This is a genomic window from Caproicibacterium sp. NSD3, assembly GCF_053613275.1.
In genome coordinates this window covers 1,890,259-1,915,135 of the sequence record NZ_CM132119.1, presented here as the reverse complement: position 1 = coordinate 1,915,135, position 24,877 = coordinate 1,890,259, and the positions used below count along the sequence as shown (strand labels likewise).

Genomic DNA, 24,877 nt, shown 5'->3' with positions numbered 1-24,877 from the left:
GAGGCGCATTAAAATGAAGTTGATTTTTTTAGGAGCTCCGGGCGCGGGAAAGGGCACACAGGCGGAAGCCGTTTGTGCACATTTAAATATTCCCGCAATTTCTACAGGCAATATGATCCGCGAAGCGCTGAAAAGCGGTACTGAGATGGGCTTAAAAGCGAAATCCTATATGGATTCCGGTGCCCTTGTACCAGACGAAGTCGTAATCGGCATTGTAAAAGATCGGATTGCACAGCCAGACTGTGCAAACGGTTTTGTGCTGGACGGCTTCCCGCGTACAATCCCTCAGGCCGAGGCTCTGGACAATATGGGCGTCAAGATTGATCGTGTGATCGCTCTTGAAGTCTCTGATGATAAAATCGTCAAACGTATGTCCGGACGCCGTGTCTGCGAAAGCTGCGGCGCCAGCTACCACTTGCTCTACAATCCTCCTAAAGTGGAAGAAAAATGTGACAAGTGCGGCGGCACCCTTGTTCAGCGTAAGGATGACCTGCCTGAAACAGTTAAAGCACGTCTGAAGGTATACCACGAGCAGACTGAGCCTTTGAAAGACTATTACAAGCGTCAGGGAAAGCTCTATACCGTAGATGGTCAGGAAGATGTGGCTGATACCACAAAACTGACTTTACAGACGATCGAGGCGTAATGAATGATTATTTTAAAAACAAACCGTGAACTTCAATTTATGAAAAGAGCTGGCCGTGTAGCGGCCAACGCCTTGAAGATTGCTGGAGAGGTAGTCGAGCCGGGTGTTTCCACCTGGGAGATCGACCGCGCAGCCAAGAAGTATATCGAGAGTGAAGGCGCAGAGCCAACATTTCTTGGATACGGCGGATTTCCAGCAACCTGCTGCATTTCAGTAAATCAGGTAGTTATCCATGGCATACCGAGCAAAAAGCAGATCATCCGGGAAGGCGACATCGTCTCTATTGATGTTGGCGCTACCCTGGAAGGCTATGTGGGCGATAACGCATGGACTTTTCCTTGTGGAAAAGTCAGTGAGGAAGCCCAGCGTCTAATGGACACGACCCGCGAAAGCCTTTTTGAAGGCATTAAGGCAGCTCAGCCGAATAATCGGCTGGGTGATGTGGGCAGTGCCGTACAACGGTATGCTGAAGCTCGCGGTTACTCGGTGGTACGCGATTTCGTCGGCCACGGAGTAGGCGCGAAGATGCATGAAGATCCCAGTGTTCCAAATTACGGTACGCCAGGAAGAGGCGTACGCTTGCTGCCCGGCATGACCATTGCGATTGAGCCCATGATAACGCAGGGCACTTACAAGGTAAAGACCCTCGACGATGGATGGACTACCGTAACGGCGGATGGAAAACTGGCGGCTCACTTTGAGAATTCAATCGCGATCACTCCAGACGGCCCGGTGATTTTGACCGCGGCCGATCGCTGAGGAGGCTGTGAATGGAGCTCAAGCGAGGTATGGTGGTTCGGTCTGCCGCAGGACATGATCGGGACACATTCTGTGCGATTCTTTCCATAGATGGCTCCTTCGCTTTTTTGTGCGATGGAAAACGCCGTCCGTTGGAAAAACCTAAAAAGAAAAAAAGAATCCACTTTTTTCCAACCAGCACGATCCTCCCAGAGGAAATGCTGAAGACGAATCGTTCCATCCGGACGGCATTGAGAAAATTTCAAAGTGCCGGCTCATCGAAAGAGGAGGCTTAACTCTCATGTCAAAACAGGACGTAATTGAAACCGAAGGCGTTGTGGTGGAAGCCCTGCCGAACGCGATGTTCAAGGTGGAACTTCAGAACCACCACGTTATTCTGGCCCATATTTCTGGGAAATTGCGGATGAATTTTATTCGTATTCTGCCCGGGGATAAGGTGACACTCGAACTGTCTCCTTATGATCTTACACAGGGCCGGATCACATGGCGTACAAAATAAAAGTGACGCCAAGGAAACCGATATACTTTCGCATAAAGGGAGGTTACCCAGATGAAAGTAAGACCTTCAGTCAAAAAAATGTGTGAAAAATGCAAAATCATCAAACGTAAAGGTAAAGTAATGGTGATTTGCGAAAATCCGAAGCATAAACAGCGTCAGGGCTAAGAGACTAGAAATCGGTCTCAGATGACGCTTCTATCAAATATGGAGGTGCAACCAGTATGGCTCGTATAGCAGGTATCGACTTGCCTAGAGATAAGCGTGTGGAAATCGCCCTGACTTACATTTTTGGAATCGGCCGCAAAACCGCTTCTGATATTTGCAAGGCGACCGGTGTGAACCCCGATGTGCGTGTCCGCGATCTGACGGAAGACGACGCAGCCAAGCTTAGAGAATACATTGATCATAACTGCCGCGTGGAAGGCGATCTTCGCCGCGACGTTGCGTTTGATATCAAACGCTTGATCGAAATTGGTTCCTACCGTGGCCAGCGTCACCGCAAGGGTTTGCCGGTGCGTGGTCAGCGTTCCAAGACCAATGCAAGAACACGCAAAGGTCCCCGCAAGACCATGGCGAACAAGAAAAAGTAAGGAGGGATTTTAACGATGGCAGCAGCAAATAAAGCAACAGGAAAAAAAGTTACAGCGACTCGCAGACGCCGTGAGCGCAAAAATATTGATCATGGTTGTGTTCATATTCAGTCCACGTTCAACAATACGATTGTGACCATTACCGACCCGCAGGGCAATGCAGTTTCTTGGGCTAGCTCCGGAGAACTGGGTTTCCGCGGCTCCAGAAAATCCACTCCTTTTGCAGCACAGACCGCAGCAGAGACTGCCGCAAAAGCAGCAATGGAACATGGAATGAAGGCAGTAGAGGTTTTTGTTAAAGGACCGGGCTCTGGCCGTGAGGCTGCAATCCGTGCGCTTCAGAACGCCGGACTTGAGGTCACTCTGATCAAAGACGTGACCCCCATTCCGCATAATGGATGCCGTCCGCCGAAAAGAAGACGCGTCTAGTAACAAAACCAATACAGGAGGTGCAATCATACCATGGCTAGATATACCGATTCCGTGTGCAAGCTTTGCCGCAGAGAGGGCCAGAAGCTCTTTCTGAAAGGCCAGCGCTGCTATACGGATAAATGTGCAATCAATCGCCGTAACTACGCTCCTGGCCAGCATGGTCAGGGCCGCCATAAGACCAGTGAATATGGCATGCAGCTGCGTGCAAAGCAGGCAACCCGTCGCTATTATGGCGTTTTGGAAAGCCAGTTCCACAATTATTATGAAATGGCTACTAAGATGCAGGGTAAAGCCGGTGAAAACATGCTTTCTCTGTTGGAGACTCGCCTTGATAACGTGATTTATCGTCTTGGCTGGGCTAATTCCCGTGCTGAAGCCCGCCAACTGGTCGTTCATGGACATTTCCAGGTGGACGGTCACCGTGTGGATATTCCGTCTTATCTGGTAAAACCTGGCGATGCAATCTCCATTCAGGAGAAGAGCCGTCAGAGTGGAAAGATCAAGGCAAACCTGGAAGATAATGCTTCTCGTCCGGCACCAAAGTGGATGGAGAAAAACAATGAGAATTTCTCCGGGAAGATCATCGCAAAACCGACAAGAGAAGAAATCGACCTTCCTGTTGATGAAACTCTTATCGTCGAGTTCTACTCCAAATAATCCGTTTCCTCTGGAAGGATGTATTACGATAGCAGAGTTTTCCCGCTAGAGTCTTAAGGAGGTTGCTAATGATCGAGATTGAAAAGCCCAAAATTCAAACGGAAGAGCTAAAAGAAGACGGCACCTATGGCAGATTTGTTGTAGAGCCGTTAGAGCGCGGCTTCGGTACCACCTTGGGCAATAGCCTTCGGCGTGTGCTTTTGTCTTCACTACCGGGTGTGGCATGCACATCAATTAAAATTGATGGAGTTGTGCATGAGTTTTCCACAATTCCGGGCATTAAAGAAGACGTTACAGAAATCGTGCTGAATATCAAGAATTTGACTGCAAAGCTGCATTGCGACGGGTCCAAAACTGTTGAGATTTCTGCAGAAGGTCCCTGCGAAGTAACTGCCGATTCTATTAAATGTGACAGCGAAGTAGAGATTTTGAATCCGGAACTGCATATTGCTACTCTGGGAGAAGGCGCTAAGCTTCAAATGGAGTTGACGCTGGATCATGGCCGCGGCTATATTTCTGCAGAGCGGAATAAGCAGAATATGACAAATATTACAATCGGCGAATTACCGGTAGATTCTATTTATACCCCTGTTTCTAAGGTGAACTTTAACGTAGAGCCCACCCGTGTGGGGCAGAGCATCGATTTCGATAAACTGACCCTTGAAGTGTGGACCAACGGCGTTATCGGCGCCCAGGAAGCAGTTTCTCTGGCCGCGAAAGTCCTGACGGAACACCTGAATTTGTTTGTAAACCTGTCCGACAGCGGCAGCAATACAGAGATCATGGTGGAGAAGGACGATAAGGGCAAAGAGAAGATTCTGGAGATGACGATCGAGGAATTGGATTTGTCCGTCCGTTCCTTTAACTGCCTGAAGCGTGCGGGTATCAACACCGTCGGCGACCTGATCAATAAGTCCGAAGAGGACATGATGAAGGTGCGCAACCTCGGACGTAAATCTCTGGAAGAAGTCGTCTGGAAGATGGCTTCTTTAGGTTTCAATCTGCGTAAGGACGACGAATAAGGGTCCTTATCCCTAGACAGTGTCAAAGGAGTGATAATCGATGCCAGGAACCAGAAAGCTCGGAAGAGCTACTGATAGCAGAACAGCTATGCTGCGCGCAATGGTGACCTTTCTGTTAGAAAATGGAAAGATCGAGACGACAGTCTCCCGTGCCAAAGACGTTCGCGCCATGGCAGAAAAAATGATCACGGTCGCCAAGGAAGATAATCTTCATAATCGGCGTCTCGTATTAGGTTTCGTGACCAAGGAGGATGTCGTGAATAAATTGTTCACCGAGATCGCTCCCAAGTATGCGGAGCGTAACGGCGGTTATTGCCGGATCACAAAACTCGGACCTCGCCGCGGCGATGCCGCGGAGATGGCCATTATCGAGCTGCTCTGAGCGTTTTGCTTTTATAAAAATGAAATCCCTTCGGAAGTTTTTTCGGAGGGATTTTTTTATGGGTAAAAGTCCTATGAAATTTTCTTGACAGGAAAAACGCAAAAAATTCTGATGCTGCTTTGACTTTAAAAAAGCTTAAAAGAGCGAAAAACAGACAATGGATAGACCAATAAACTTTTGAGTAGGAGCTCACAGTGCCATGAATTTTACCAGGCAATAAAGGAAAGGTCCGGTACCTTTCCTGGGTTGGCTTTCTATAATAAGCAGTAAAAGTGCCAATTCCTAATATAGCCGGTTACAGCGCGAGAATTGAAAGCCTGTGCTTGTGAATAAGTAAGAAACAGATTGATCGCTTCCTGGGACAATCTGCGTGTTTCGATCCTATCTAATTGCAAAACCTTCTTAAAGAGGGACAACGAGGTATTGTGTTGCCTTTATAGAATTTTGTAGTGGCCGCGCGGGGAATTACCGGAAAAAGAGTTGCTAGAATTCAGAGGGCTTTTTAAAAGGCATGTTGAATTACGAATTCATGGAGGAGTAATCCATAGGGGATAAGATCAGGCGTATTGTTTTATCCCCTTTTATTTATTAGAAAGCCTTTATTTAGATGCTAAATCAATTCCCTTAAAACAAATATAAAAAATGAAGTCTGCAGTATCAAAATTTGATTCTGCAGACTTCATCTGTTATGAGAGGTAAAAAAACATAGCAAATGCCATTTCTGTACTTCATCGTGCAGAAATGGCATTTGCATTAGGGAGAGAAATAAAAACAAAACACTGACCATTTTAAAAAGTAAAATCAAATTTTTACACGTTCAGTTGTACCCTTTTGTGGTAGGAGGAGAACAAAGTTGAAGGAGTGTAAAGGTGCTTAAAGTGAGGACTTTTAGATTTTCTAATCGGTCAGTAAGACATAATCAAAGAGTTTTTATAGACACAAGTTTCAAAAAATATTTTTTCTATTTTCAGAATCAGGAGAAAAAGTTAGAACAAAACCAGAGGACAAAGAACTGCAACCATAGCAACCATGATAATGAAGAGCGGTCCGCCGATCTTCATATAATCGCTGAACTTGTAGCCTGCCGGCAAAATCTGCATGTTTACAGCAGTGCCGATAGGAGTGCAGATTGCGAGGTTCGTGGTGATGCCGATTGCAATAACGAACGGGAGTGGGCTAATTCCAAGGCTTAAAGCCAAAGAGATATAAACAGGAGTCAACATTGCGGCAACACCGCCGTTCTGCATGAAGTTTGTAAGAACACTGGAGAGGATAACCAGAACAGTCATGAGAACAACAACAGATGCGTTTGCTCCACCGAATATACCGAGGATGCTATCTGCAATGACTTTGCCGCCGCCGGAAACATCAAGTCCAGTACCTAAAGCAGTGATTGCGCCAACCATGATCAGAATGTTCCAATCCATGCTGGCAAGTGTCTTTTTAACAGAAATTGTTCCTGTGACGAACAGAACCATAGAACCAATCATAGCAATATCTGCAATATCCAGATATTTACTGAAAGGTTTAAATCCGCTCAGGATAAAGGCAATAACACAAAACGCCATAACAACAAGGGACATGGTCCCTTTCCATTTCGGAATTTTGTTAAACTCGCTCATATCGAGACTAGAAGAAGCTTCCGCAAAGGAATTGCCTTTGTCAAAGTCGGGGCTTTCTGGCTTGAGAACCTTTACCAAGATTGTGTAGCCAATAGTAGCCCAGAAAAGGACTTGAACGATACAGACTGACCACATGACACGGGTCATATCAAAGACACCCATTCCGGCTTCATAGCCGGCAGTTCCCATCAAAATAGAGTTTGCGGTTACCTGAGAAACGGAACCAGTCAGAGTGGAACCGCCGCCGACGATACAGGCGATGCCGGCAGGCATAATCACCATCTTGGAACGGATTTTTCCGTTGGAGCCGGCAGCAACTGCTGCGATAATCGGCATCCACATGGCGATACAACCGGAGTTGCTCATAAATGCGGACATAATCGTGCAAACGATAACGATCAGAACGATAAACCATTTTTCATTCTGAGCAATTTTCAGCTTGCCGATTTTAGCACCCAGACGCTGTGCAACGCCGGTCTGGAATAGTGCGTCGCCGACAATCATCATGCCGGCAACCATGACAATCGAGCTGCCGCCGAATCCGGAATAAATTTGAGACAGTTTCATTTCAGGGAGCGCAATGCCCATTGCCAATGCACAAAGGCAGGCAGTTACACTCATAGGTAATTTGTCGATCATAAAAATGATCATTGTAATGACAGTGATAATGATTGCAATAGTACTTGATGCCATTTACATTCACCTCTCATAAAATAGGAAATTAATTTTTATTGTTACATTTTTTAATAAAAGCACTTTTTAGAGTTGATAAGAGATGCATTAATTGCAATTTGATTCTGAAAATTGAATTAAGCGTTTAATGTGTCTACAGCGAAAATGTTTCATATGTAAGAAAAGATGGTCCGAATTTTTTTGCACTTATCATATGAGAATCATTTTGAGCATCTTGGGAATCGCAATTTATTAAGTAAATATTCTAAAAATCATTTTATCTTAGCGTAAATAAGGAGTCTTTATAATTCCTTTTCGCAAAATAAAATTATTTTTTTGATTGGTTTGTGTAGTCATACCAGCCTTTTCCTGTTTTTCTTCCGAATTCACCTTTTTTGAACTTTTCAACGACCAGCGGACTGGGTTTATCGTATTCGTCTCCGCTCTCGGCATAGCGATCACGGCGGACATAATAGTTGACATCAATGCCGGTCAAGTCCATCAGTTTAAAGGGCCCCATTGGGTAGTTAAGTCCTTTTTCGCAGGCAGTGTCAATGTCTTCAACAGAAGCAATCCCTTTTTCCAAAAGAGAGCAGGCTTCATGAGTAACAGCTGCATTGATACGGTTTGCGACGAATCCAGGGATCTCTTTGTTAATGATAATCGGAGATTTTCCGGTGCTGGCTGCGAAAGCCTTTGCAGTTTGAATGGTATTTTCAGAAGTATGAGGTCCGCGAACAATTTCTACCAGCTTCATAACCAAAGCGGGATTAAAATAATGAACATTTAAAAGGCGTTCCGGATTGGTGGTAACATCGGCAAATTTGGAACTAACCATGTTGGAACTGTTGGTGCCGATAATAGTATCCGGTTTGCAGAGCTTGCTGATTCTCTGAAAAAGTTCGCGCTTGATCTTCATATCTTCAATGATGGCTTCGATAATGAAATCTGCTTTTGCTGCAGAAGCATCCACATCATTGGAGAAGGAAAGATTTTCGCTGATTTGATCACATTCTTCCTGGGTGATACGGCATTTTGCAACGCGGCCTTTCAGATATTCTGCGGCCCATTTTTGTGCTTTTTCTACAGCACTTGGGAAGGAATCACAGATAACAACTTTATAATTTTTTGCACGTCCATTGAGAGCGGTATTCATAGCAATTTGCTGCCCCATGGCGCCTGCACCAATTACAACCACTGTTTTTATCTGATCAATAGTCATATGGATACACCTCACTGTTTTTTAATATGTTCTGTAATTAAAGTCTTTCGATGATGGTTGCCATGGACTGTCCGCCGCCGATGCAGAGAGTAGCAAGACCATAACGGCCATTTGTTCTCTGCAGGTTGTGCAGCAGGGTGACAATCAAACGGGCTCCGGTGCAGCCGAGCGGATGACCAAGAGCAATCGCGCCGCCGTTAATGTTTACTTTCGCAGGATCAAGTCCCAAATCGCGGATGCAGGCGACCGACTGAGAAGCAAATGCCTCGTTGAGCTCTACCAGATCAAACTGATCGATTGTCATGCCGGTACGTTTCATGATTTTGCGGGTGGAAATGACCGGGCCATATCCCATAATTCTTGGGTCAAGAGCAGCACCTGTGATATCCACGATTCTTGCCAGCGGCTTGAGGCCGGTTTCTTTTACTTTCTTTTCGGACATAAGAACCAGAGCGGCTGCGCCATCGTTACGTCCGCAGGAGTTGCCTGCAGTGACTGTTCCGTCAGGCTTTACAATTGGACGAAGCTTCGAAAGGATTTCCATTGTGGTCCCAGGACGGGGGAACTCATCCGTATCAAAGGTAAAGGTACGTTTCTTTTCTTTGATTTCCAGCGGAAGGATTTCATCCTTAAAGTATCCCTTTTCAATTGCGACGGCTGCACGGCGCTGGCTTTCTGCGGAGAATTCATCCTGCTCCTTACGAGAGATGTGGAACTGCTCCGCAACGTTTTCAGCAGTTTTTGGCATGCTGAGATCGCTGCCATAAATACTGTAAGGCTGGTCGGTAGTGCCGCCCTCAATATTGGAATCAATTAGGGTCAGCGTACCGTTTCCCCAGCGCTCGTTTCTAAGATAATGGGGTGCGCGGCTCATGTTTTCGGTACCGCCGGTAATCATTACATCTGCATCTCCATGCCAGATGAGAAGACTGCCGCTGTAAACAGCCTGCATTGCAGAAGCACACAACCGATTTACGGTGAATCCAGGGACTGTTTCCGGAAGACCGGCTTCCAAAGCAGCGCATCTTGCAATATTAGAAGCCTCGGTGCTCTGACGAACTTCTCCTAAGACAACACCATCGACCATATCACCTGTAACATTTGCACGTTTTAAAACTTCTTTAATAATGGAAGCTCCCATTTGATGAGCAGGAACACTTTTGAGAGATCCGCCGTATTTACCGATTGCTGTACGAACGGCTCCCATGATATAAACGTTTTCTTTTTCCATTTATTGATGACTCCCTTCAAAATTAAATATGGATTTCCGAATAACTGCTTAACTGCTTAATTGGTCACGTCACTAAACAGAACAAGCAATATCCGTGCCAATTATTGCGAAAAAGGGAGAAAAAAGATTTCTTTTTTGAAAGAATCCGGGAAAACAGCGGCTTTTTAGAAAAAACTTGAAATACAATTTTTCATACTATACAAAAGCACAAAAAATAATTGTGCACTTTTTCAAAAAAGATATTCGTCAAAATGCACAATATTTTATGACATAGTTGTATAAAAATATAAAATGTGAAATGTGCAACGTGCACGCTTCACATAAAAAGTGAAGTATGCACATTTTATAAAGAGCTTTTTCGCCTTTTTAGAGCTTTTTGAAAATGATTATGAAAAATATTAAAATTTTTTTAGCAGAGCGACATAATAAAAAGAAAAGAAAAAGTAAGACTTTCGGATTTAGGGAAAAATCTCTTTATAAGATAAGATTTGCAGTTGTAATCTGAATAAAATTTTTAGCCGAACACTTTTCTAAAAAGATGAAAAGTGTTCGGCTTTTTAAAAAGCAAAAATAAAATTTTGTCGTGATAAAGAATATTGGCATGCTTTTTGCTTGTTTCAATGAGTGGAAGTTATGAAATTTACAGATCGAAAGGAGCATTACAAATTTTGAGTATGAATCTTGAAGGAATTCGTGTGGTCGAACTGACCCATTGGGTGGCAGGCCCGGTTGCAGGGCAGATCCTTGGTGAATGGGGTGCAGATGTCATTCATATTGAACGGACCGGAGCAGGGGATGTTACCAGAGCAAACGGACCTTTTTATAAAGGAGAGAGTCTTTATTACAGAGTTTTTAATCGTGATAAAAGATCGGTTACCTTGGATATTACAAAACCGGAAGGGTTAGAAACGATTTTGAAAATGATTGAAAAATCCGATGTGTTTCTGACAAATTACCGTGTTGCGTTTTTGGAAAAATGTGGTCTGACCTATGAAAAGATCAAGGAAAGAAATCCAAAAATAATCGCTTGTTATATCAGTGGCTTCGGACTTTACGGACGCTATAAAGATAAGAAAGCGTTGGATATGGTGATGCAGTCGATGTCCGGACTGATGGACTGTACAGGAGATCCGGATGGTCATCCGCAAAAGATCGGGACGATTATCGGGGATTATATTGGCGGATACCAGGCGGCACTCGGAATTTCAATTGCATTGCTTGGCAGAGAGCGTACCGGAAAAGGACAGTTGGTCGATATTGCAATTACCGATGCTTTGATCTGTGGCTTGGAATGGAGAATCCCAGAATATCGGCTGACAGGAAAAACAACGGAGCGCACCGGAAACCGCAGACCTACGGTAGCACCGTGTAATCTTTATAAGACAAAAGACAGCTACATCTATATTGCGGCAGCCAGTCAGAAGATGTTTGAGAAGCTTTCGGAGCTGATCGGGGATGAGCGTCTGCATTCACCAGAGTTCGCGAATAACACACTGCGGATTCAGAATGTGGAAAAATTAGACGCAATCGTTTCAGATTGGTTAAAAGATAAGACAAGGGCAGAAGCATTGGATATGGTTGAGAAAGCTGGGGTCCCAAATGGGCCGCTCCTGTCGCCGGCTGATCTTGCTAACGATGATTATGTAGATGAAAAAGGGATTGTTTTTGAGATTGACGACCCGGTGCTTGGAAAGATTCCGACAATGGGAACACCCATTAAAATGGGTTCTGGGTACCGAACAAATCATATTGCTCCGCCTACTTTGGGACAGCACAATCGTGAAGTCTATGAGGAGTATTTAGGTTGGAATGCCGCAAAAGTAGACGAAATGAGGAAAGCGGGGATTATCTGATGAAGTTCGAAAACATTCTTTATGAAAATCGTGAGGGGATTCTGTATCTTACTTTGAATCGCCCAGAAATGCGGAATGCATTGACACCGGCTATGTGGAACGATATCCGCACGGCAGTGCAGTGTGCGCGGGAAGATGATGAGGTAAAGGTCGTTATTATCAGCGGCGCCGGAGATAAAGCACTTGCGAGCGGCGCAGATATTAAAGAAATCCATGACCGCGCTTATTTGAAAATGCTGCAGGGGACCTCTTCTATTGCATTAAAAGATTTGGAAGACCTTTATAAACCTGTCATTTGTGCAGTGAACGGTTATGCTTTGGGCGGTGGCTGTGAGCTTGCAATGGCGTGTGATTTGAGAATCGCAACAAAACGTTCCAAATTCGGTCAGCCGGAAGTAAATCTGAGTATTATCCCGGGAGCGGGCGGTACACAGCGTCTAACACGCCTTGTCGGCATCGGAAGAGCAAAAGAATTGATCTTTACCGGACGAATTATCGACGCAGAGGAGGCACACTCGATTGGACTCGTCAATCAAGTGACAGAGGATGATCATGAGTCTTTGATGGCGGCGGCCGAAAAAATGGCAAAAAAGATTATGGCCAAAGGTCCTGTCGCAATCACAATGGGAAAAATTGCAATCAATATGGGAAGCGAAACCGATATCAATACCGGACTGATGATTGAACGTCTGGCACAAACGGTAGCATTTAGTACCGAAGACCGCAAAGAAGGAACAGCAGCATTCCTTGAAAAACGTTCCCCGAATTTTAAAGGCTGCTGATAGATTTAATTTGAATTAAAGGAGGAAATTTATTATGAGACCATTGGAAGGTGTAAAAGTGATAGAACTTTCCACAATGCTGGCAGGCCCAATGACAAGCCGAATTTTGGCCGAATGGGGTGCAGATGTTATTAAAGTGGAATCTCCGAATGGTGATACATGGAGAAAACAGGCAGGCACTTCCCTTTCTCCATGCACAGAAGTGGCAAACCCGCATTTTGACGAGCAAAATATGAACAAGCGCTTTGTATGCCTCAATATGCGTACGCAAGAAGGAATGAAGGCTTTTCATAAGCTTTTGTCAACGGCGGATGTGTTTTTAACCAATTATCGTGTGCAGGCACTAAAGGGAATGGGACTCACCTATGAGCAGCTAAAAGATCAGTATCCGGGATTGATTCATGCTTCCGTTCTTGGATATGGTTCGGAAGGCCCAGAAAAAGACCGCCCTGGTTATGACTATACTGCGTTTTGTTCCCGCAGCGGATTCTTAGGCGATTTAGCACCTGCCGGAGGTCCTCCTCTGATGACGGTTGCTGGAGTTGGCGATCATAGTGTGGCAGTGGCACTTGCTGCTGGAATTTCTGCATCCCTTTACAAAAAAGCAAAAACCGGAGCGGGCGAAAAAGTGGATGTCTCTCTGCTGCAGGCTGGAATTTTCATGTTGACTACAGGACTGTTGAATGCATTTAACGGCAGGGTATTCCCACGAGATCATTATGACTGCAGTCATGCGACCAGCAATGCCTACAAATGTGCCGACGGCGAGTGGATTTATCTTGCGGTCATAGATTATCGTCGTTTTCCTGAACTTTGTGAAGTGATTGAAAGACCGGAACTTGCAAAGGATCCGCGCTTTTCTACCATTACGGAATTTTACACAAAAGAGAGCAGAAAAGATCTTACCACGATTTTCGATGAGACGTTTAAAAAATATCCGGTCGAATATTGGCATAAGCTGCTGGACGAACATGATTTGCCCCATGAGCCTGTCCGTCATATGAAAGACGTGCCTTATGATCCACAGGTGGTCGCAAATCATTATACTTATTTTCATGAGTATTCGGATGGCGTAAAGACTGTATTTACAAATGGTCCGGTACATTTTAGTTCCATTGATCCGGCTCATATTCCTTGCAAAACTTCCGGAAAGATCGGCTGTGATACGGATGAAGTCTTGAGAGAAAACGGATACACAGAAGAAGAAGTTAAAAAAATGCAGGAAGCTGGAGAAGTAATTTAACAAAGGCTTAACGAAAGGAGCCAGAATTTCCACATGTATACTTTTGGAATCGATATCGGCTCTACTTCCAGTAAAGCGGTTATTTTAAAAGATGGAAAAGAAATCATTGCGCATCAGGTGATTTCGCTGGGGACCGGAACAATTGGGCCAAAGGAAGCAAAAGAGCAAGTCTTTAAGGAAGCTTCCATCTCTCCGGAAGAGATCAGTTATACAATTGTTACCGGTTATGGCCGCATGAAATGTGATTATGCAAATGAACAAATCAGCGAATTGAGCTGCCACGCGAAGGGAATTCATTACCTTTTGCCGACTGTCCGCACGGTGATTGACATTGGCGGACAGGATGCAAAAGCGCTGCGGATCGATGATAAGGGACACCTCATACAGTTTCAAATGAATGATAAGTGCGCCGCCGGCACCGGCAGGTTTTTAGATGTGATGGCGAAGATTTTGAATGTCGATATCAATGATCTCGGGTCGCTGTCCGAAAAATCCAGCCACCCAGCCAGCATTAGTAATACCTGTACCGTCTTTGCTGAATCAGAAGTGATCTCGAAACTCTCTTCGGATATTCCGTTGGAAGATATTGCTGCGGGAATTCATGAATCGGTTGCAAAGCGCGTTGCCGGAATGGCGCTGCGCATTGGAAAAGCGCCAGATGTCGCGATGAGTGGCGGTGTGGCGTTAAATATCGGGGTTGTCCATGCAATGGAGCGTGAAATGGAATGCCCCGTTTTGGTACACCCCCTGTGTCAGTCTGCCGGAGCCATTGGCGCCGCAATTCTGGCATGGGAAAAATTTACGAAGGAGAAGGTCAGGTAATATGATTGAAAATGGAACGACTCAGGTGAATGCGGCGGAAACTCCCGCCCCAAAGCCAAAACGTCCAAAACCAAAATCAATGCAGATGCTGAATGAGCAGACAACGGCGTTATTCGAAAACGCTAGACTTGCAAAAGAGCGCGGTGAAAAGGTTGGATGGTCTGCTTCAATTTTTCCACAGGAAATTGCAGAAACGCTGGGATTAAATGTCCTTTATCCAGAAAATCATTCGGCAGGGATTGCTGCCCGTCATCAGGCGGACCCGTTTTTGCAGGAATGTGAAGGTCCTTTGGGATATTCCAATGATCTCTGTGCCTATGCAAAGGTAAATCTTGCTTATGCTTCTGTGTTGAACAACGAGAGCGAAGTGGAGCTTCCGGATGGAGGAAAAATGGTAAAGCCGGATTTTCTGCTTTTGACGAACAACATCTGCAATCAGCTGACAAAGTGGTATGAAAATCTTGCTTGTCAGATGAACATTCCGATTTTCTTTATTGATACTTGTTATAATCCCTGCGATTATGTGACCGAAACTCGTGTGCGTTATGTGCGTGCACAGATTGATCAGCTGATCAAAGATCTTTGTGCTTTTACCGGAAAGACATGGGATGATGAGCGTTTTAAAGAAGTTATGAAGATTTCTCAAAGGAACAGTTATCTTTGGGAGCGCGCGAATGACCTTATGGATCGTAAGCCGGCGCCGCTAAGCGGATTTGAGCTTTTCAACTATATGTCCGCAATGGTTTGTAACCGTGGTAAGACCTCTTCTACAGCGGTTCTGGAGCAGCTCAATAAGGAAATTGAAGAACATATCAAAGAAGGAAACTCTACTTATCCTGTGAAGGAAGAGTATCGTATTTCTTGGGATGGAATTGCCTGCTGGCCGTATCTGCGTCACAACCTGCATACGCTCAAGCAGTACGGAATCAATATGGTGGCTTCTAGTTACGGAAAAGCATGGGCGATTGAATATGAAGACCTCGACGGAATGGCTCGTGCTTACTGCTTTGCTTCAACGAACGGCGATAATGCAACAACCATGATTTCCCGCCGGATGGAAGCACTCAAGAAATTTGATTGCGAAGGCACCATTTATCATGTGAACCGTAGCTGTAAGGTTATGGATTGTCAGATGATGGAGGTTCAGCGCCAGATTTCTGCACAGGCGGGAATCCCATTCACTTCTTTTGATGGAGATCAGGCAGACTATCGAAATTACAGTGAGGCCCAATTTGAAACGCGTATTCAAGGGCTTGTGGAAGTTATGAAACAAAATAAGGAGGCAAAAGTGAATGGCTGATTTAAAGAGCAATATTGCTTTCTTGCAGGAGGCTTGTGAGAATCCCCGTGCACGCCTTGACTATTATCTGAAACAGGGAAAAAAGGTTGTTGGATGTTTTCCAGTTTATACACCGGAAGAACTGATTCACGCTTCCGGCATGATTCCAATGGGACTTTGGGGCGGCCAGACGCAATTAAAGCTGGCAAAGAGCTATTTGCCGCCGTTTGCTTGCCCAATTATGCAGTCCAATATGGAGTTGGGACTTTCCGGCGCCTATCAGGGACTTTCTGCAGTAATTATCCCGGTTTTGTGTGATACTTTTCGCTGCATGACGCAGAATTGGCGTTTTGGAGTTCCTTCTATTCCGATGATCCCGATTGTTTATCCGCAGAACCGAAAATCTCTGGCCAGTGTCGATTATCTGATCAGCGAGTATGAAAACGTATTGACAATGCTGACGACCATTACCGGAAAAATGATGAACGAAAAAGCGCTTGCAGAGACCATTGCAATTTATAATGAACATAATGCTGTGATGCGTGAATTTGCAAAGGTTGCGAATGACCATTTGGATATTGTGACACCGCAGGTGCGCCATACAGTGATGAAGAGTGCTTTCTTCTATGAAAAGAGCGAGCATACTGCGATTGTCCGTGAGATTGTAGAAGAACTTAAAAAACTGCCGGCCTATCAGTTTACCGGGAAAAAGGTGATCCTTACGGGTATCACCTGCGAACCAGATGAATTGCTCGACATTTTTACGGAAAATCATATCGCGGTTGTCGGTGATGATCTTGCACAGGAAATGCGGCAGTATCGCACGGATACACCGGAAAAAGGCGGCGGCGGATTAAAACGCCTTGCTTTGCAGTGGAATGGCCGTCATGGGTGCAGCCTAATTTATGAAGACGGGAAACCGCGCGGCAAGATGCTGGTAAATCTTTGCAAGGAAAATGGGGCAGGGGGAGTCGTCACCTGCATGATGAAATTTTGCGATCCTGAGGAATATGATCAGCCATATTTTGAGGCCGATTTGAGGAAAGCAGGGTATCCATATCTGACGATCGAGATCGATCAGCAGAATACCAGCTATGAGCAGATTCGTACCAGAATTCAGACATTCAGTGAAATGATCTGACAAAATTTTACTTTTATAAAAATAACAAGTTATCCGAATTTGGTAGTTTCTGTTAAAAGAAAAATATCGAGTTCGGATAATTGCTGTTTTATGAAAAATAACTGATTTAACTCTTTCATATGGCTCATTTTTATGATAAGATAATAACAAATTAAGCGCTCAGGAGGTGGTACAATTTGCAGGAACCTTTTTCATTTGGAGACCTTTTTGAGCAGCTGTCGCTGACCGAAGTGTTGGACAATATTGATGCTGGAATTGCAATTTATGATTCTGTAGGCAATTTTATTTTTATGAATACCATGATGGTAAACTGGAGAAATATTCCAAGACGAGAATATCTGAAGATGAATGTTCATGATTTTACAAAAGTGATCAATGTTTGTGTTTTTGATCTTGTCTGTCGGTATAAGAGAAGAGTTAGCCGACTTCAGTATTATCAGGATTTTCAGAAAATAGACGGAGTTACTCGTGTGCGGATTGTAACGGGCACCCCGATCTTTGATGGGCACGGAAATATTAAATATGTGGTTATGTTGATGCAGGATGTGCAGGATTTTGAGAATTTGCATCATACCCTTTGGGAACAGAATAAAATCTTAAATGATACGACTCTGAAGCCGAAAACAACCGAAAAGACCTGTATTGTTGCAAAAAGCACAGAATTTCAGCAGTTGCTTTCCGTTGCAGACAGTGTAGCACCACTGGATTCTACGGTCCTGCTCTATGGAGAGTCGGGCAGCGGTAAAGAAGTGATTGCACATTATATTCATGAGCACAGTGAACGTAAGGATAAACCATTGATTGCGGTGAACTGTGCGGCTTTCCCGGAGAATTTGATTGAAGCAGAGTTGTTTGGCTATGAAAAGGGCAGCTTTACAGGGGCAAATCGAGAGGGGAAAACCGGATTGGTAGAAGCGGCCGACGGCGGTACGCTTTTTTTAGACGAAATCAATTCTTTGCCGATGAATGTTCAGGGAAAAGTCCTTCGCATGATCGAAGAAAAGAGTATTCAAAGAATTGGTGCAATTAAATCCCAAAAAGTTGATTTTCGATTGATTGCTGCAACAAACGGAAACCTTTCAGAAATGGTGCGTAACGGTACTTTTCGAGAGGATCTTTATTACCGAATTCATGTGATTCCGTTGATCATTCCACCTGTTCGCAACAGAAAAGAAGATATCGTGCCGCTTTGTCTCCATTTTCTTCATTATTTTTGTCGAAAATATAATTTACAGAAGAGTTTTTCTGATGAAGTCTTGGAAGAAGTTTGTCAATACCAATGGCCGGGGAATGTCCGTGAAATTCGTAATTTTGTGGAGCGGATGGTCGTAATGACTCCCTGTGCAACAAGAGAAATTAGCAGTATTCCGAGTGGAATTTTAAGAACAGAGCAAACTACCCCGATTATGATACAACCGGAAAAAGAGATAAAACCCAAAAAGCAGGTGGGGGGTCCAAGCAAAGAAAAGGTATTGGAAGCACTTGCGGCATGCCAAAACCGTCGGGAAAAAGCAGCCGAATATTTGGGAATTTCACGCAGATATTTGCAATATAAGATTCGTGAATATGAGATTCCGTCCCGCAATAATCACAAAGAAAAATAAAAAGCACGGAAGGTATTTAAATACCTTCCGTGCTTTTTTTAATATTTTCGGCGGCCGGAAGCGGGAAGAATCTCTAATTCTTCTCGATATTTTGCGACTGTTCTTCTGGATAATTTGATTTTTTGTGCTTGAAGGAGTTGGGATAGTTTTTGGTCAGAGAGCGGTTTTTTCTTATCTTCTCCCTCAATCAGTCTCTTTAAAAGCGCTTTCGCTTGCGCTGAAGAGGTATCCTGTTCCTGTTCTATCCCTTTTAATCGATGGGAGAAGAAATAAGACAAAGGATATGTTCCACGATCACATTGAAGATATTTTCCTTTGATTGCACGGCTCACGGTCGATTCATGAATTCCAAGTTGCTGAGAAATATCCTGCAAAGACAAAGGTTTGAGATAGCTGCCTTTGAGAAAAAAATCCTGTTGTTCCTGCACGAGGCAAGAGGCACAGGAAAGCAAAGTTTCCCGACGCTGAGAAATACTTTGGACAAGCCACTGTGCCTGCTTGAATTTTCCGGAAAGATAGGATTTTACCTGTGAATCATCTGTTTTTTGCAGAAGCTTTTGATAGTAGCCGCTAATGTGCAGAGAGGGCAGGCAGCTGTCATTGAGAGATACTCTTAATTTGTCGTTTTGAAAAAGCACAAAAAGGTCGGGGATAATATACTGTGTTTCTTCTTCCTGCCCATAATTGGAACAGGGCTTTGGATTTAGAGAACGAATAATAGAACAGGCTTCCTGAACTTCGGTGGGAGAAGCGTGTGTTTCTTTCATGATGCGATGGTAATGTCCCTCACCGACTTCTTTCAGATAATGTTCAGCGATCAGCAATGGCAGTCCACCCTTTTTTTGGCGCTTTAATTGCAGGCATAAACATTCCGATAAAGATCGCGCGCCAATTCCGGCAGGCTCCAGGGATTGAACGACTTTTAAAGCCTCCTCAATTTCTACTTTGGAGAGTCCGATCCGTTTGGCAATTTGTTCAATTGGTTCATCCAAATAGCCATTGGGAGCCAGATTCAATATGATTTCTTTGATTCCGCGCGCTACCGGTTTTGAAAAATCGGAAAGACGCAGCTGAAAAAAAAGATCCTGCCGAAAATCATTTTCACTATTTTGAAATTTTCGCTCTTCTGCGAATGGATTAGACGGTTCCCAACTGCTTTTTTCTTTGTATGAATTTTTAATTGGGGAGGTACGATCCAGCCATTCCATTTTTTTTTGAATTTCTTGTTCCTGAGAATCCGGCGATGTGCTTTCAGAAGATTCCATATCAAAGACTGGGTTTTCAAGTGCAGTTTTTTCCAGATATTCGGAAAGATCTTGTACATTCATCTGCAGAATTTTCATGGTTTCAATCATCTGCGGGGTAAGCGTTTGTTTTTGTTTGATCTCTATGGAAAGATCCATCCGATTGTGCACTCCTTCCTATCATATCAACATTTATCAGCATAAAAAGAATAGCATAAATTGTCGAAAGTTTCAATTGCTCACCTTAATTGTCAACCAAATATAAAGATGATCAGTAATAAATAAAATTACGGTTTATAATAAAAAGACGTTGGAAGAAATTTTAGAATTTTGCCTGTCGGCATAGCGTACTCAGCAATTTAATTCTTACCTATATGTACGCTGTGGGGCCATATATTATTAAAGAGGAAGAACTCATCAAGGTGCTCGATACAATGAAAACATGGTTTAAACGAGGATAATTTGTTTTATCTTAACGAGGTTGATTCTTATATGAGGAAAAATAAAGCAGTATCAGTTTTTATCCAAATTAAAATGGAAAGAAGTGCAGTCAATCGATCAGATTGTCACCCTTGTTGATTCCTTCCATAACCATGCTTTTATAATAGCCGGCCTTTTTCATTAGTTCAGCATGGTTTCCTGCTTCTACGATTTCACCCTGCTTTAACACAATAATTTGGTCAGCGTCACGTATCGTGGAAAGCCGGTGCGCAATAATTAGCATGGTGCGATTTTGAGCAATATCTACGATGGCATTCTGGATGAGAACTTCCGTTTTGGTGTCGATATTGGCGGTAGCTTCGTCGAGTACGATGATCGATGGATCGTGGGCAATCGCCCGTGCAAAGGAAATCAACTGCCGCTGGCCTGCGGAAAGCGTATTCCCTCGTTCCATAACGGGCTCGTTAATTTTGTCGGGCAAGCTGCTTATAAAATCGTCAGCATGCGCGACCTTAATGGCTTTTTGAATTCGAACCATATCGATATCGTCGTTCAAAGAAATGTTCTTTGCAATTGTTTCAGAAAACAGGAATACATCCTGCAGTACAACAGCAATGTTTTTCCTTAAATCCCGTTTTTTGATATCGTTGATGTTGATGCCATCGATCAGAATCTTACCTTTCTGAATTTTATAAAAGCCGCTTACAAGACTGATGATTGTCGTCTTGCCGGCACCTGTCTGTCCAACGAAAGCAGCTGTTTGCCCCTTTTTAATGGTAAAGCTGATATCCTTCAAAACCCAGTCCCGGTCATTGTATGAAAACCAGACATGGCTAAATTCAATCTCTCCACCGATATGCTCCATGGAAAGACCTTCGTCAAGGTCTTCGAGATTTTCTTCTTGGTCGAGAAGCTCAAAAATGCGGTCTGCCGATACAAAGGCAGATTGAATATTGGTATAATTGTCGGCGAGGTCAGAAATAGGGTCAAAAAACTGCTTGATATAGGTCGTAAAAGCATAGAGAACGCCAATTTGCAGCGTCCCGCCCGCAATCTTGTCCATGCCGTACCAGATGAGAATGGCAACCGCCAGATTTTGAAAAACAAGCGAGGCCGGTTTTAAAAAACTGTTCATCCAAACCTGAAATGACGTGACTTTATAGTATTCATCGTTCAATTTTGTAAACTGCCTTTTTTTCTCTTTTTCTCCGTGAAAAATTTGAATCAGCTTCATTCCGGAGATGTTTTCAGCCATAAAACCGTTGATGTGGCCGATCAGGCTTTTAATTTTTCGAAAATTTTCCTTGATTTTTTTCCTTAGCAGAAAAATAACGGTAAACATCACGGGAATTACACAGAAGGAAACGAGTGTGAGCTGAACATCCATGATCAGCATCGCACCAATGATGCCGAGAATTAAAAAAGCATCCTGAAAAAGACTGATGAGCACGTCGGTGTAAAGTTCACTCAACGCTTCAACGTCGTTGGTGGCGCGAGTAATTAGGCTGCCGGATGATGCCTGATCGAGATACCGTAAAGGAAGAAGCTGAATGGTTTTAAACACCCGACTGCGTAAGTTTCGCATGATTTCCTGTCCGGATTTGTTGATCAAATTCACTTGTGCAATGCTAAAAAAGCCGCTGAGTGCCACCACAATGAAATATAAAGTGCCCATTCCAATGAGAGAATAAAACCCATGCTGTTCAATGTGCTGTGTTAAGAAATCGTCGATGACAATTTTTAAAATATACGGTTTGGCAAGCATAGCGCCATTTACAAGCAATACACAGGCAAAAGCGAGCAGAATCTGCTTCCAGTACGGCAGATTGAGTGCTAAAAGCCTTTTGAAGGTTTTGGCTTTATGAGGCACAGAAATCCGCTGGGCTGCTTTTGCCGAACTGGTATTGGTAGATTTCATTGTAAGTGCCTCCTTCAGCGAGCAGCTGTTCATGAGTTCCTCTCTCGCAAATTTTACCTTGATCGAGTACGATAATTTCATCGGCATCCATAACGGCTGAAATTCGACTCGCGATTATAATCGTCGTTTTTCCTTGCCGTACCCGGCGGAGATTTGACAGGATTTCCGATTCAGTAACCGTATCTACGGCGGAGAGTGCATCGTCCAGAATCAGAATTTCGGGATTCTTTAACAGTGCCCTGGCAATTGAAATCCGTTGTTTCTGTCCGCCTGATAAATTGACTCCGCGTTCGCCCAAAATGGTTTCGAATCCGTTTGGCAAATCCATAATATTTTGGTCGATACAACTGTCTCGTGCCGCCTGCATGATCTGCTCATCAGTATAAATATCCTTAAAAAATCGGATGTTATCTGCAATAGAAGCGTTGAAAAGAAAATTATCCTGTGGCACAAGGCCGAATCCATCACGAAGTGCAGAAAGCTGAAATTCGTTGATGTCTTTTTCTCCTAAGAAGATTGTTCCGTCTGGAACGTTATACATCTTTAAGAGCAAGTTGATCAGCGTACTTTTTCCGGAACCCGTCTTTCCGATAATACCGAGCGATCGACCATTGAGTACAGTCAGACTGATGTCATGAAGCGACGCTGTGTCTGCTTTTGGATAGATAAAAGTAAGATTGCGAATCTCAATGGAAGCGTTTTGCGGAAATTTTTCAATTTTACCTTCGTCCTTAATATCTGGTTTTATGCTCATAATATCATTGAGTCTGCTCAAAGAAGCCATGCCTCGCTGGATAATGGTAATTACTCTGCCAATGGAAAGAACGGGAGCTAAAATCATCGCAAGATAGCCGTTGAAGGCAACAAAATCGCCAAGCGAGATATCGCCCTTTAAGACCATGTTTCCGCCCCAGATAAGATTGAGTACAAAGCTGACTGTAAAACATAGCTCGATGAGAGGGGATAAAAAAGCCGAAGCCTTTACCATGCTCAGATTTGCTTCGACCATTTGATTGTTTAAACTTTGAAACCTTGCAACTTCGCTGTCTTCCTGAACATAAGCTTTGATAACGCGAATCCCGTTAATGTTTTCATTGACACGGTCAGAAATTTCCGAGAAGGTCTCCTGTACATGCCGAAAGCGTTTTTTGACGATTTTCCCGATCGTGTACATGATATAGACCATAACCGGTACAGGCAGCAAGGAAAGCAAAGTCAGATGCCAATTTATGGCATTCGACATGGAATAAATCGAGATCATACATACGACAATGCCGTTGATCGACATGGAGGTAGCCGGTCCGAAAGTCATTCGAACAGCGTTGATATCATTAATCGCATAAGCAATTAGATCGCCGGTTTTCCTGTGGTTATAAAATTCGGGGGATAGGGCCTCAAAATGGTCAAACAGTTTTTCGCGCAGATAGCACTCTAGTTTTCGTGCATTGCCGATGACCAGATTGCGCCAGACATAGGTAGTTGCAAAGGTTCCGGCGGCGATCAGAAGAATATAAATGAGATTGGTATAGACGGCGTTTCGATCAAAATCGCTGCTTTTGAAAATATCAACTGTATCGCCAAGCACTTTCGGAAAGAGGGTTTGAATATAGGAAGACAGCAGCATGAAAAAGATACCGATCATATAGGAAAACTTATGATCTTTAAAAAATTTAAATAAAATATCCTTTTCCATTAAAAATCCCCTTCGTTTTGTTGAATGCATAAAAGTAGTTATCGGAGTGCTTTTACGGAATCACGTTCGACCAGTGTGCTGTCGATTTGAATGTGTTCAGACGGCTTTTCTGGTTTTTGAAGCCGTTTTAAAAGAAGGTCCACAGCTGTTTCACAGGCATAATCAATATGCAATTCCAAGGTGGTCAGCGCCGGGATACAAACCGATGCCATTTCTGTATTACCGCTGCCGACAATCGAGATGTCATTTGGCACTTGAATCCCTTTTTCATGCAGATAGTGCATCAATTTAACGGCGGTAAAATCCCACTGGCAGATAATTGCAGTAGGGTGTTCATCCTTGCAAATTAATTCGCATATTTTTTCTTCAAAATTTTCATCGGTGCTGATAAAAAATTCGTTTTTAACAGGCAAGCCATGCTTTTCCAAATTCGAAATGATGCCAAGAAGCTTTTCTTTGCCTGCATAGCTCTTGGTATTTCCAGCATATCCAATCCGCTCATGTCCATTCTGCACCAGATATTCGCATTGTTGATATGCCCCGTGGCTGAAATTGTACCAGACGCTGTCAGAATCATTTAAAAAAGAATCCCCTGTGTAATACACATGGTTTTTAATCTTTTGTGAAAGAAAATCGACATAGGAACGCTCGAAATTCCCAATATAAAGTACGCCGTCATAATGGGAACCCCATTCGATTTTATTTGGCAGAATAAGTTTAGTTTGACATTCTTTATCTGCAAATTCCGTATCATATTTGCAGCCGACCTTCTGCAGAGCTTTTTCAATTCCCTGCAGCATATGGCTGTAATTGCTGTTATCCTGGATGAATGGCTTTTGGTGGAGCACAAGGATTTTGTAATCTGTTGGGTCCTTTGGTTTTAGATAACCCATTTCGCTTGCTTTAAGCAGGATCGTGTTCCTCAGTTCGTCGCTGACTCCGCCCTGACCAGCAAGCGCTCGGCTGACGGAAATCGTAGAAATATGAAGCGCTTTTGCGATATCCGACATCTTTATTTTTTCCGGTTTCATTTTTAGCCCTTCTTCCATCTAATAGCATCAGTATATTGCATACCGTTAATAAATGCAATATTATAACGTTAGATATATAATAAAACTATCGT

The 24,877-nt window shown here is 43.7% G+C and carries 24 protein-coding genes; 17 read left to right on the top strand and 7 right to left on the bottom strand.

Annotation, left to right across the window (positions count from 1 at the left end; genetic code table 11):
* Positions 1-13: 13 nt before the first annotated feature.
* The 10 genes from ACVS9P_RS09410 to rplQ all read left to right on the top strand — a co-directional run bounded on the left by ACVS9P_RS09410 (position 14) and on the right by rplQ (position 4,987).
* Positions 14-646 (top strand): adenylate kinase, encoded by a 633-nt coding sequence (locus ACVS9P_RS09410; protein ID WP_452103295.1) that lies wholly within the window; start codon positions 14-16, stop codon positions 644-646.
* A 3-nt stretch (positions 647-649) separates the two neighbouring features.
* The gene (map, locus tag ACVS9P_RS09405; protein WP_452103294.1) at positions 650-1,405 is read left to right on the top strand and encodes a type I methionyl aminopeptidase; all 756 of its coding nucleotides are present in this window, start codon (positions 650-652) and stop codon (positions 1,403-1,405) included.
* Positions 1,406-1,416: 11 nt separating this feature from the next.
* Positions 1,417-1,680, top strand: coding sequence for a KOW domain-containing RNA-binding protein (locus ACVS9P_RS09400; RefSeq protein WP_452103293.1), 264 nt, complete (start codon positions 1,417-1,419; stop codon positions 1,678-1,680).
* Between the two features lie 5 nt (positions 1,681-1,685).
* The gene (infA, locus tag ACVS9P_RS09395) at positions 1,686-1,904 is read left to right on the top strand and encodes a translation initiation factor IF-1 (RefSeq protein ID WP_452103292.1); all 219 of its coding nucleotides are present in this window, start codon (positions 1,686-1,688) and stop codon (positions 1,902-1,904) included.
* Positions 1,905-1,955: 51 nt separating this feature from the next.
* Positions 1,956-2,069, top strand: a complete 114-nt coding sequence (rpmJ, locus tag ACVS9P_RS09390; RefSeq protein ID WP_004824776.1) for a 50S ribosomal protein L36 — start codon at positions 1,956-1,958, stop codon at positions 2,067-2,069.
* 56 nt (positions 2,070-2,125) lie between these two features.
* Positions 2,126-2,494: a 30S ribosomal protein S13 gene (rpsM, locus tag ACVS9P_RS09385; RefSeq protein WP_452103291.1), complete on the top strand. Its 369-nt coding sequence runs from the start codon at positions 2,126-2,128 to the stop codon at positions 2,492-2,494.
* A 15-nt stretch (positions 2,495-2,509) separates the two neighbouring features.
* Entirely contained in the window at positions 2,510-2,923 is a 414-nt protein-coding gene (gene rpsK / locus ACVS9P_RS09380) for a 30S ribosomal protein S11 (protein ID WP_452103290.1), read from the top strand.
* A gap of 33 nt (positions 2,924-2,956) precedes the next feature.
* Entirely contained in the window at positions 2,957-3,583 is a 627-nt protein-coding gene (gene rpsD / locus ACVS9P_RS09375) for a 30S ribosomal protein S4 (protein ID WP_452103289.1), read from the top strand.
* Between the two features lie 68 nt (positions 3,584-3,651).
* Positions 3,652-4,605, top strand: coding sequence for a DNA-directed RNA polymerase subunit alpha (locus ACVS9P_RS09370; RefSeq protein WP_452103288.1), 954 nt, complete (start codon positions 3,652-3,654; stop codon positions 4,603-4,605).
* Between the two features lie 40 nt (positions 4,606-4,645).
* Positions 4,646-4,987, top strand: a complete 342-nt coding sequence (gene rplQ / locus ACVS9P_RS09365) for a 50S ribosomal protein L17 (RefSeq protein WP_180340123.1) — start codon at positions 4,646-4,648, stop codon at positions 4,985-4,987.
* 986 nt (positions 4,988-5,973) lie between these two features.
* On the opposite strand, the gene ACVS9P_RS09360 is transcribed toward rplQ, so the two are convergent.
* The 3 genes from ACVS9P_RS09360 to ACVS9P_RS09350 all read right to left on the bottom strand — a co-directional run bounded on the left by ACVS9P_RS09360 (position 5,974) and on the right by ACVS9P_RS09350 (position 9,734).
* Entirely contained in the window at positions 5,974-7,302 is a 1,329-nt protein-coding gene (locus ACVS9P_RS09360; RefSeq protein WP_452103287.1) for an SLC13 family permease, read from the bottom strand.
* 307 nt (positions 7,303-7,609) lie between these two features.
* Complete coding sequence (locus ACVS9P_RS09355) at positions 7,610-8,503, bottom strand: 3-hydroxyacyl-CoA dehydrogenase family protein (protein ID WP_452103286.1); 894 nt, start codon at positions 8,501-8,503, stop codon at positions 7,610-7,612.
* A gap of 37 nt (positions 8,504-8,540) precedes the next feature.
* Positions 8,541-9,734, bottom strand: a complete 1,194-nt coding sequence (locus tag ACVS9P_RS09350; protein ID WP_452103285.1) for a thiolase family protein — start codon at positions 9,732-9,734, stop codon at positions 8,541-8,543.
* Positions 9,735-10,408: 674 nt separating this feature from the next.
* Between ACVS9P_RS09350 and ACVS9P_RS09345 the strand changes: the two genes are divergently transcribed.
* The 7 genes from ACVS9P_RS09345 (at position 10,409) to ACVS9P_RS09315 (ending at position 18,458) form a co-directional block, all read left to right on the top strand.
* Positions 10,409-11,587, top strand: a complete 1,179-nt coding sequence (locus ACVS9P_RS09345) for a CaiB/BaiF CoA transferase family protein (RefSeq protein ID WP_452104699.1) — start codon at positions 10,409-10,411, stop codon at positions 11,585-11,587.
* Positions 11,587-12,369, top strand: a complete 783-nt coding sequence (locus tag ACVS9P_RS09340) for an enoyl-CoA hydratase/isomerase family protein (RefSeq protein WP_452103284.1) — start codon at positions 11,587-11,589, stop codon at positions 12,367-12,369. Before ACVS9P_RS09345 ends, ACVS9P_RS09340 begins: the two co-directional genes overlap by 1 nt.
* A gap of 34 nt (positions 12,370-12,403) precedes the next feature.
* The gene (locus tag ACVS9P_RS09335; RefSeq protein ID WP_452103283.1) at positions 12,404-13,612 is read left to right on the top strand and encodes a CaiB/BaiF CoA transferase family protein; all 1,209 of its coding nucleotides are present in this window, start codon (positions 12,404-12,406) and stop codon (positions 13,610-13,612) included.
* Between the two features lie 33 nt (positions 13,613-13,645).
* Positions 13,646-14,434: an acyl-CoA dehydratase activase gene (locus tag ACVS9P_RS09330; RefSeq protein ID WP_452103282.1), complete on the top strand. Its 789-nt coding sequence runs from the start codon at positions 13,646-13,648 to the stop codon at positions 14,432-14,434.
* A gap of 1 nt (position 14,435) precedes the next feature.
* Positions 14,436-15,734, top strand: a complete 1,299-nt coding sequence (locus tag ACVS9P_RS09325) for a 2-hydroxyacyl-CoA dehydratase subunit D (protein ID WP_452103281.1) — start codon at positions 14,436-14,438, stop codon at positions 15,732-15,734.
* Positions 15,727-16,854 (top strand): 2-hydroxyacyl-CoA dehydratase subunit D, encoded by a 1,128-nt coding sequence (locus ACVS9P_RS09320; RefSeq protein ID WP_452103280.1) that lies wholly within the window; start codon positions 15,727-15,729, stop codon positions 16,852-16,854. The genes ACVS9P_RS09325 and ACVS9P_RS09320 overlap by 8 nt, the downstream gene beginning before the upstream one ends.
* 176 nt (positions 16,855-17,030) lie before the next feature.
* Positions 17,031-18,458: a sigma-54 interaction domain-containing protein gene (locus ACVS9P_RS09315; RefSeq protein WP_452103279.1), complete on the top strand. Its 1,428-nt coding sequence runs from the start codon at positions 17,031-17,033 to the stop codon at positions 18,456-18,458.
* Between the two features lie 38 nt (positions 18,459-18,496).
* Here the strand turns inward: ACVS9P_RS09315 and rpoN are convergent, their stop codons facing one another.
* From rpoN to ACVS9P_RS09295, 4 genes are all read right to left on the bottom strand, one after another.
* Positions 18,497-19,861, bottom strand: a complete 1,365-nt coding sequence (gene rpoN / locus ACVS9P_RS09310) for an RNA polymerase factor sigma-54 (RefSeq protein WP_452103278.1) — start codon at positions 19,859-19,861, stop codon at positions 18,497-18,499.
* Between the two features lie 391 nt (positions 19,862-20,252).
* Positions 20,253-22,061, bottom strand: a complete 1,809-nt coding sequence (locus tag ACVS9P_RS09305; RefSeq protein ID WP_452103277.1) for an ABC transporter ATP-binding protein — start codon at positions 22,059-22,061, stop codon at positions 20,253-20,255.
* Complete coding sequence (locus ACVS9P_RS09300; protein ID WP_452103276.1) at positions 22,003-23,754, bottom strand: ABC transporter ATP-binding protein; 1,752 nt, start codon at positions 23,752-23,754, stop codon at positions 22,003-22,005. Before ACVS9P_RS09300 ends, ACVS9P_RS09305 begins: the two co-directional genes overlap by 59 nt.
* Before the next feature lie 38 nt (positions 23,755-23,792).
* Entirely contained in the window at positions 23,793-24,785 is a 993-nt protein-coding gene (locus ACVS9P_RS09295) for a LacI family DNA-binding transcriptional regulator (protein WP_452103275.1), read from the bottom strand.
* Between the last annotated feature and the right edge of the window lie 92 nt (positions 24,786-24,877).

Coding starts and splice junctions, on each gene's coding strand:
- rpoN (WP_452103278.1), bottom strand. CDS start 19,861: ATGGATCTTTCCATAGAGATCAAACAAAAACAAACGCTTACCCCGCAG.
- infA (WP_452103292.1), top strand. CDS start 1,686: ATGTCAAAACAGGACGTAATTGAAACCGAAGGCGTTGTGGTGGAAGCC.
- map (WP_452103294.1), top strand. CDS start 650: ATGATTATTTTAAAAACAAACCGTGAACTTCAATTTATGAAAAGAGCT.
- ACVS9P_RS09320 (WP_452103280.1), top strand. CDS start 15,727: ATGGCTGATTTAAAGAGCAATATTGCTTTCTTGCAGGAGGCTTGTGAG.
- ACVS9P_RS09355 (WP_452103286.1), bottom strand. CDS start 8,503: ATGACTATTGATCAGATAAAAACAGTGGTTGTAATTGGTGCAGGCGCC.
- ACVS9P_RS09330 (WP_452103282.1), top strand. CDS start 13,646: ATGTATACTTTTGGAATCGATATCGGCTCTACTTCCAGTAAAGCGGTT.
- rpsM (WP_452103291.1), top strand. CDS start 2,126: ATGGCTCGTATAGCAGGTATCGACTTGCCTAGAGATAAGCGTGTGGAA.
- ACVS9P_RS09360 (WP_452103287.1), bottom strand. CDS start 7,302: ATGGCATCAAGTACTATTGCAATCATTATCACTGTCATTACAATGATC.
- ACVS9P_RS09340 (WP_452103284.1), top strand. CDS start 11,587: ATGAAGTTCGAAAACATTCTTTATGAAAATCGTGAGGGGATTCTGTAT.
- rpmJ (WP_004824776.1), top strand. CDS start 1,956: ATGAAAGTAAGACCTTCAGTCAAAAAAATGTGTGAAAAATGCAAAATC.
- ACVS9P_RS09325 (WP_452103281.1), top strand. CDS start 14,436: ATGATTGAAAATGGAACGACTCAGGTGAATGCGGCGGAAACTCCCGCC.
- ACVS9P_RS09400 (WP_452103293.1), top strand. CDS start 1,417: ATGGAGCTCAAGCGAGGTATGGTGGTTCGGTCTGCCGCAGGACATGAT.
- ACVS9P_RS09335 (WP_452103283.1), top strand. CDS start 12,404: ATGAGACCATTGGAAGGTGTAAAAGTGATAGAACTTTCCACAATGCTG.
- rpsD (WP_452103289.1), top strand. CDS start 2,957: ATGGCTAGATATACCGATTCCGTGTGCAAGCTTTGCCGCAGAGAGGGC.
- rpsK (WP_452103290.1), top strand. CDS start 2,510: ATGGCAGCAGCAAATAAAGCAACAGGAAAAAAAGTTACAGCGACTCGC.
- ACVS9P_RS09370 (WP_452103288.1), top strand. CDS start 3,652: ATGATCGAGATTGAAAAGCCCAAAATTCAAACGGAAGAGCTAAAAGAA.
- ACVS9P_RS09410 (WP_452103295.1), top strand. CDS start 14: ATGAAGTTGATTTTTTTAGGAGCTCCGGGCGCGGGAAAGGGCACACAG.
- ACVS9P_RS09345 (WP_452104699.1), top strand. CDS start 10,409: ATGAATCTTGAAGGAATTCGTGTGGTCGAACTGACCCATTGGGTGGCA.
- ACVS9P_RS09300 (WP_452103276.1), bottom strand. CDS start 23,754: ATGGAAAAGGATATTTTATTTAAATTTTTTAAAGATCATAAGTTTTCC.
- ACVS9P_RS09295 (WP_452103275.1), bottom strand. CDS start 24,785: ATGAAACCGGAAAAAATAAAGATGTCGGATATCGCAAAAGCGCTTCAT.
- ACVS9P_RS09305 (WP_452103277.1), bottom strand. CDS start 22,061: ATGAAATCTACCAATACCAGTTCGGCAAAAGCAGCCCAGCGGATTTCT.
- ACVS9P_RS09350 (WP_452103285.1), bottom strand. CDS start 9,734: ATGGAAAAAGAAAACGTTTATATCATGGGAGCCGTTCGTACAGCAATC.
- rplQ (WP_180340123.1), top strand. CDS start 4,646: ATGCCAGGAACCAGAAAGCTCGGAAGAGCTACTGATAGCAGAACAGCT.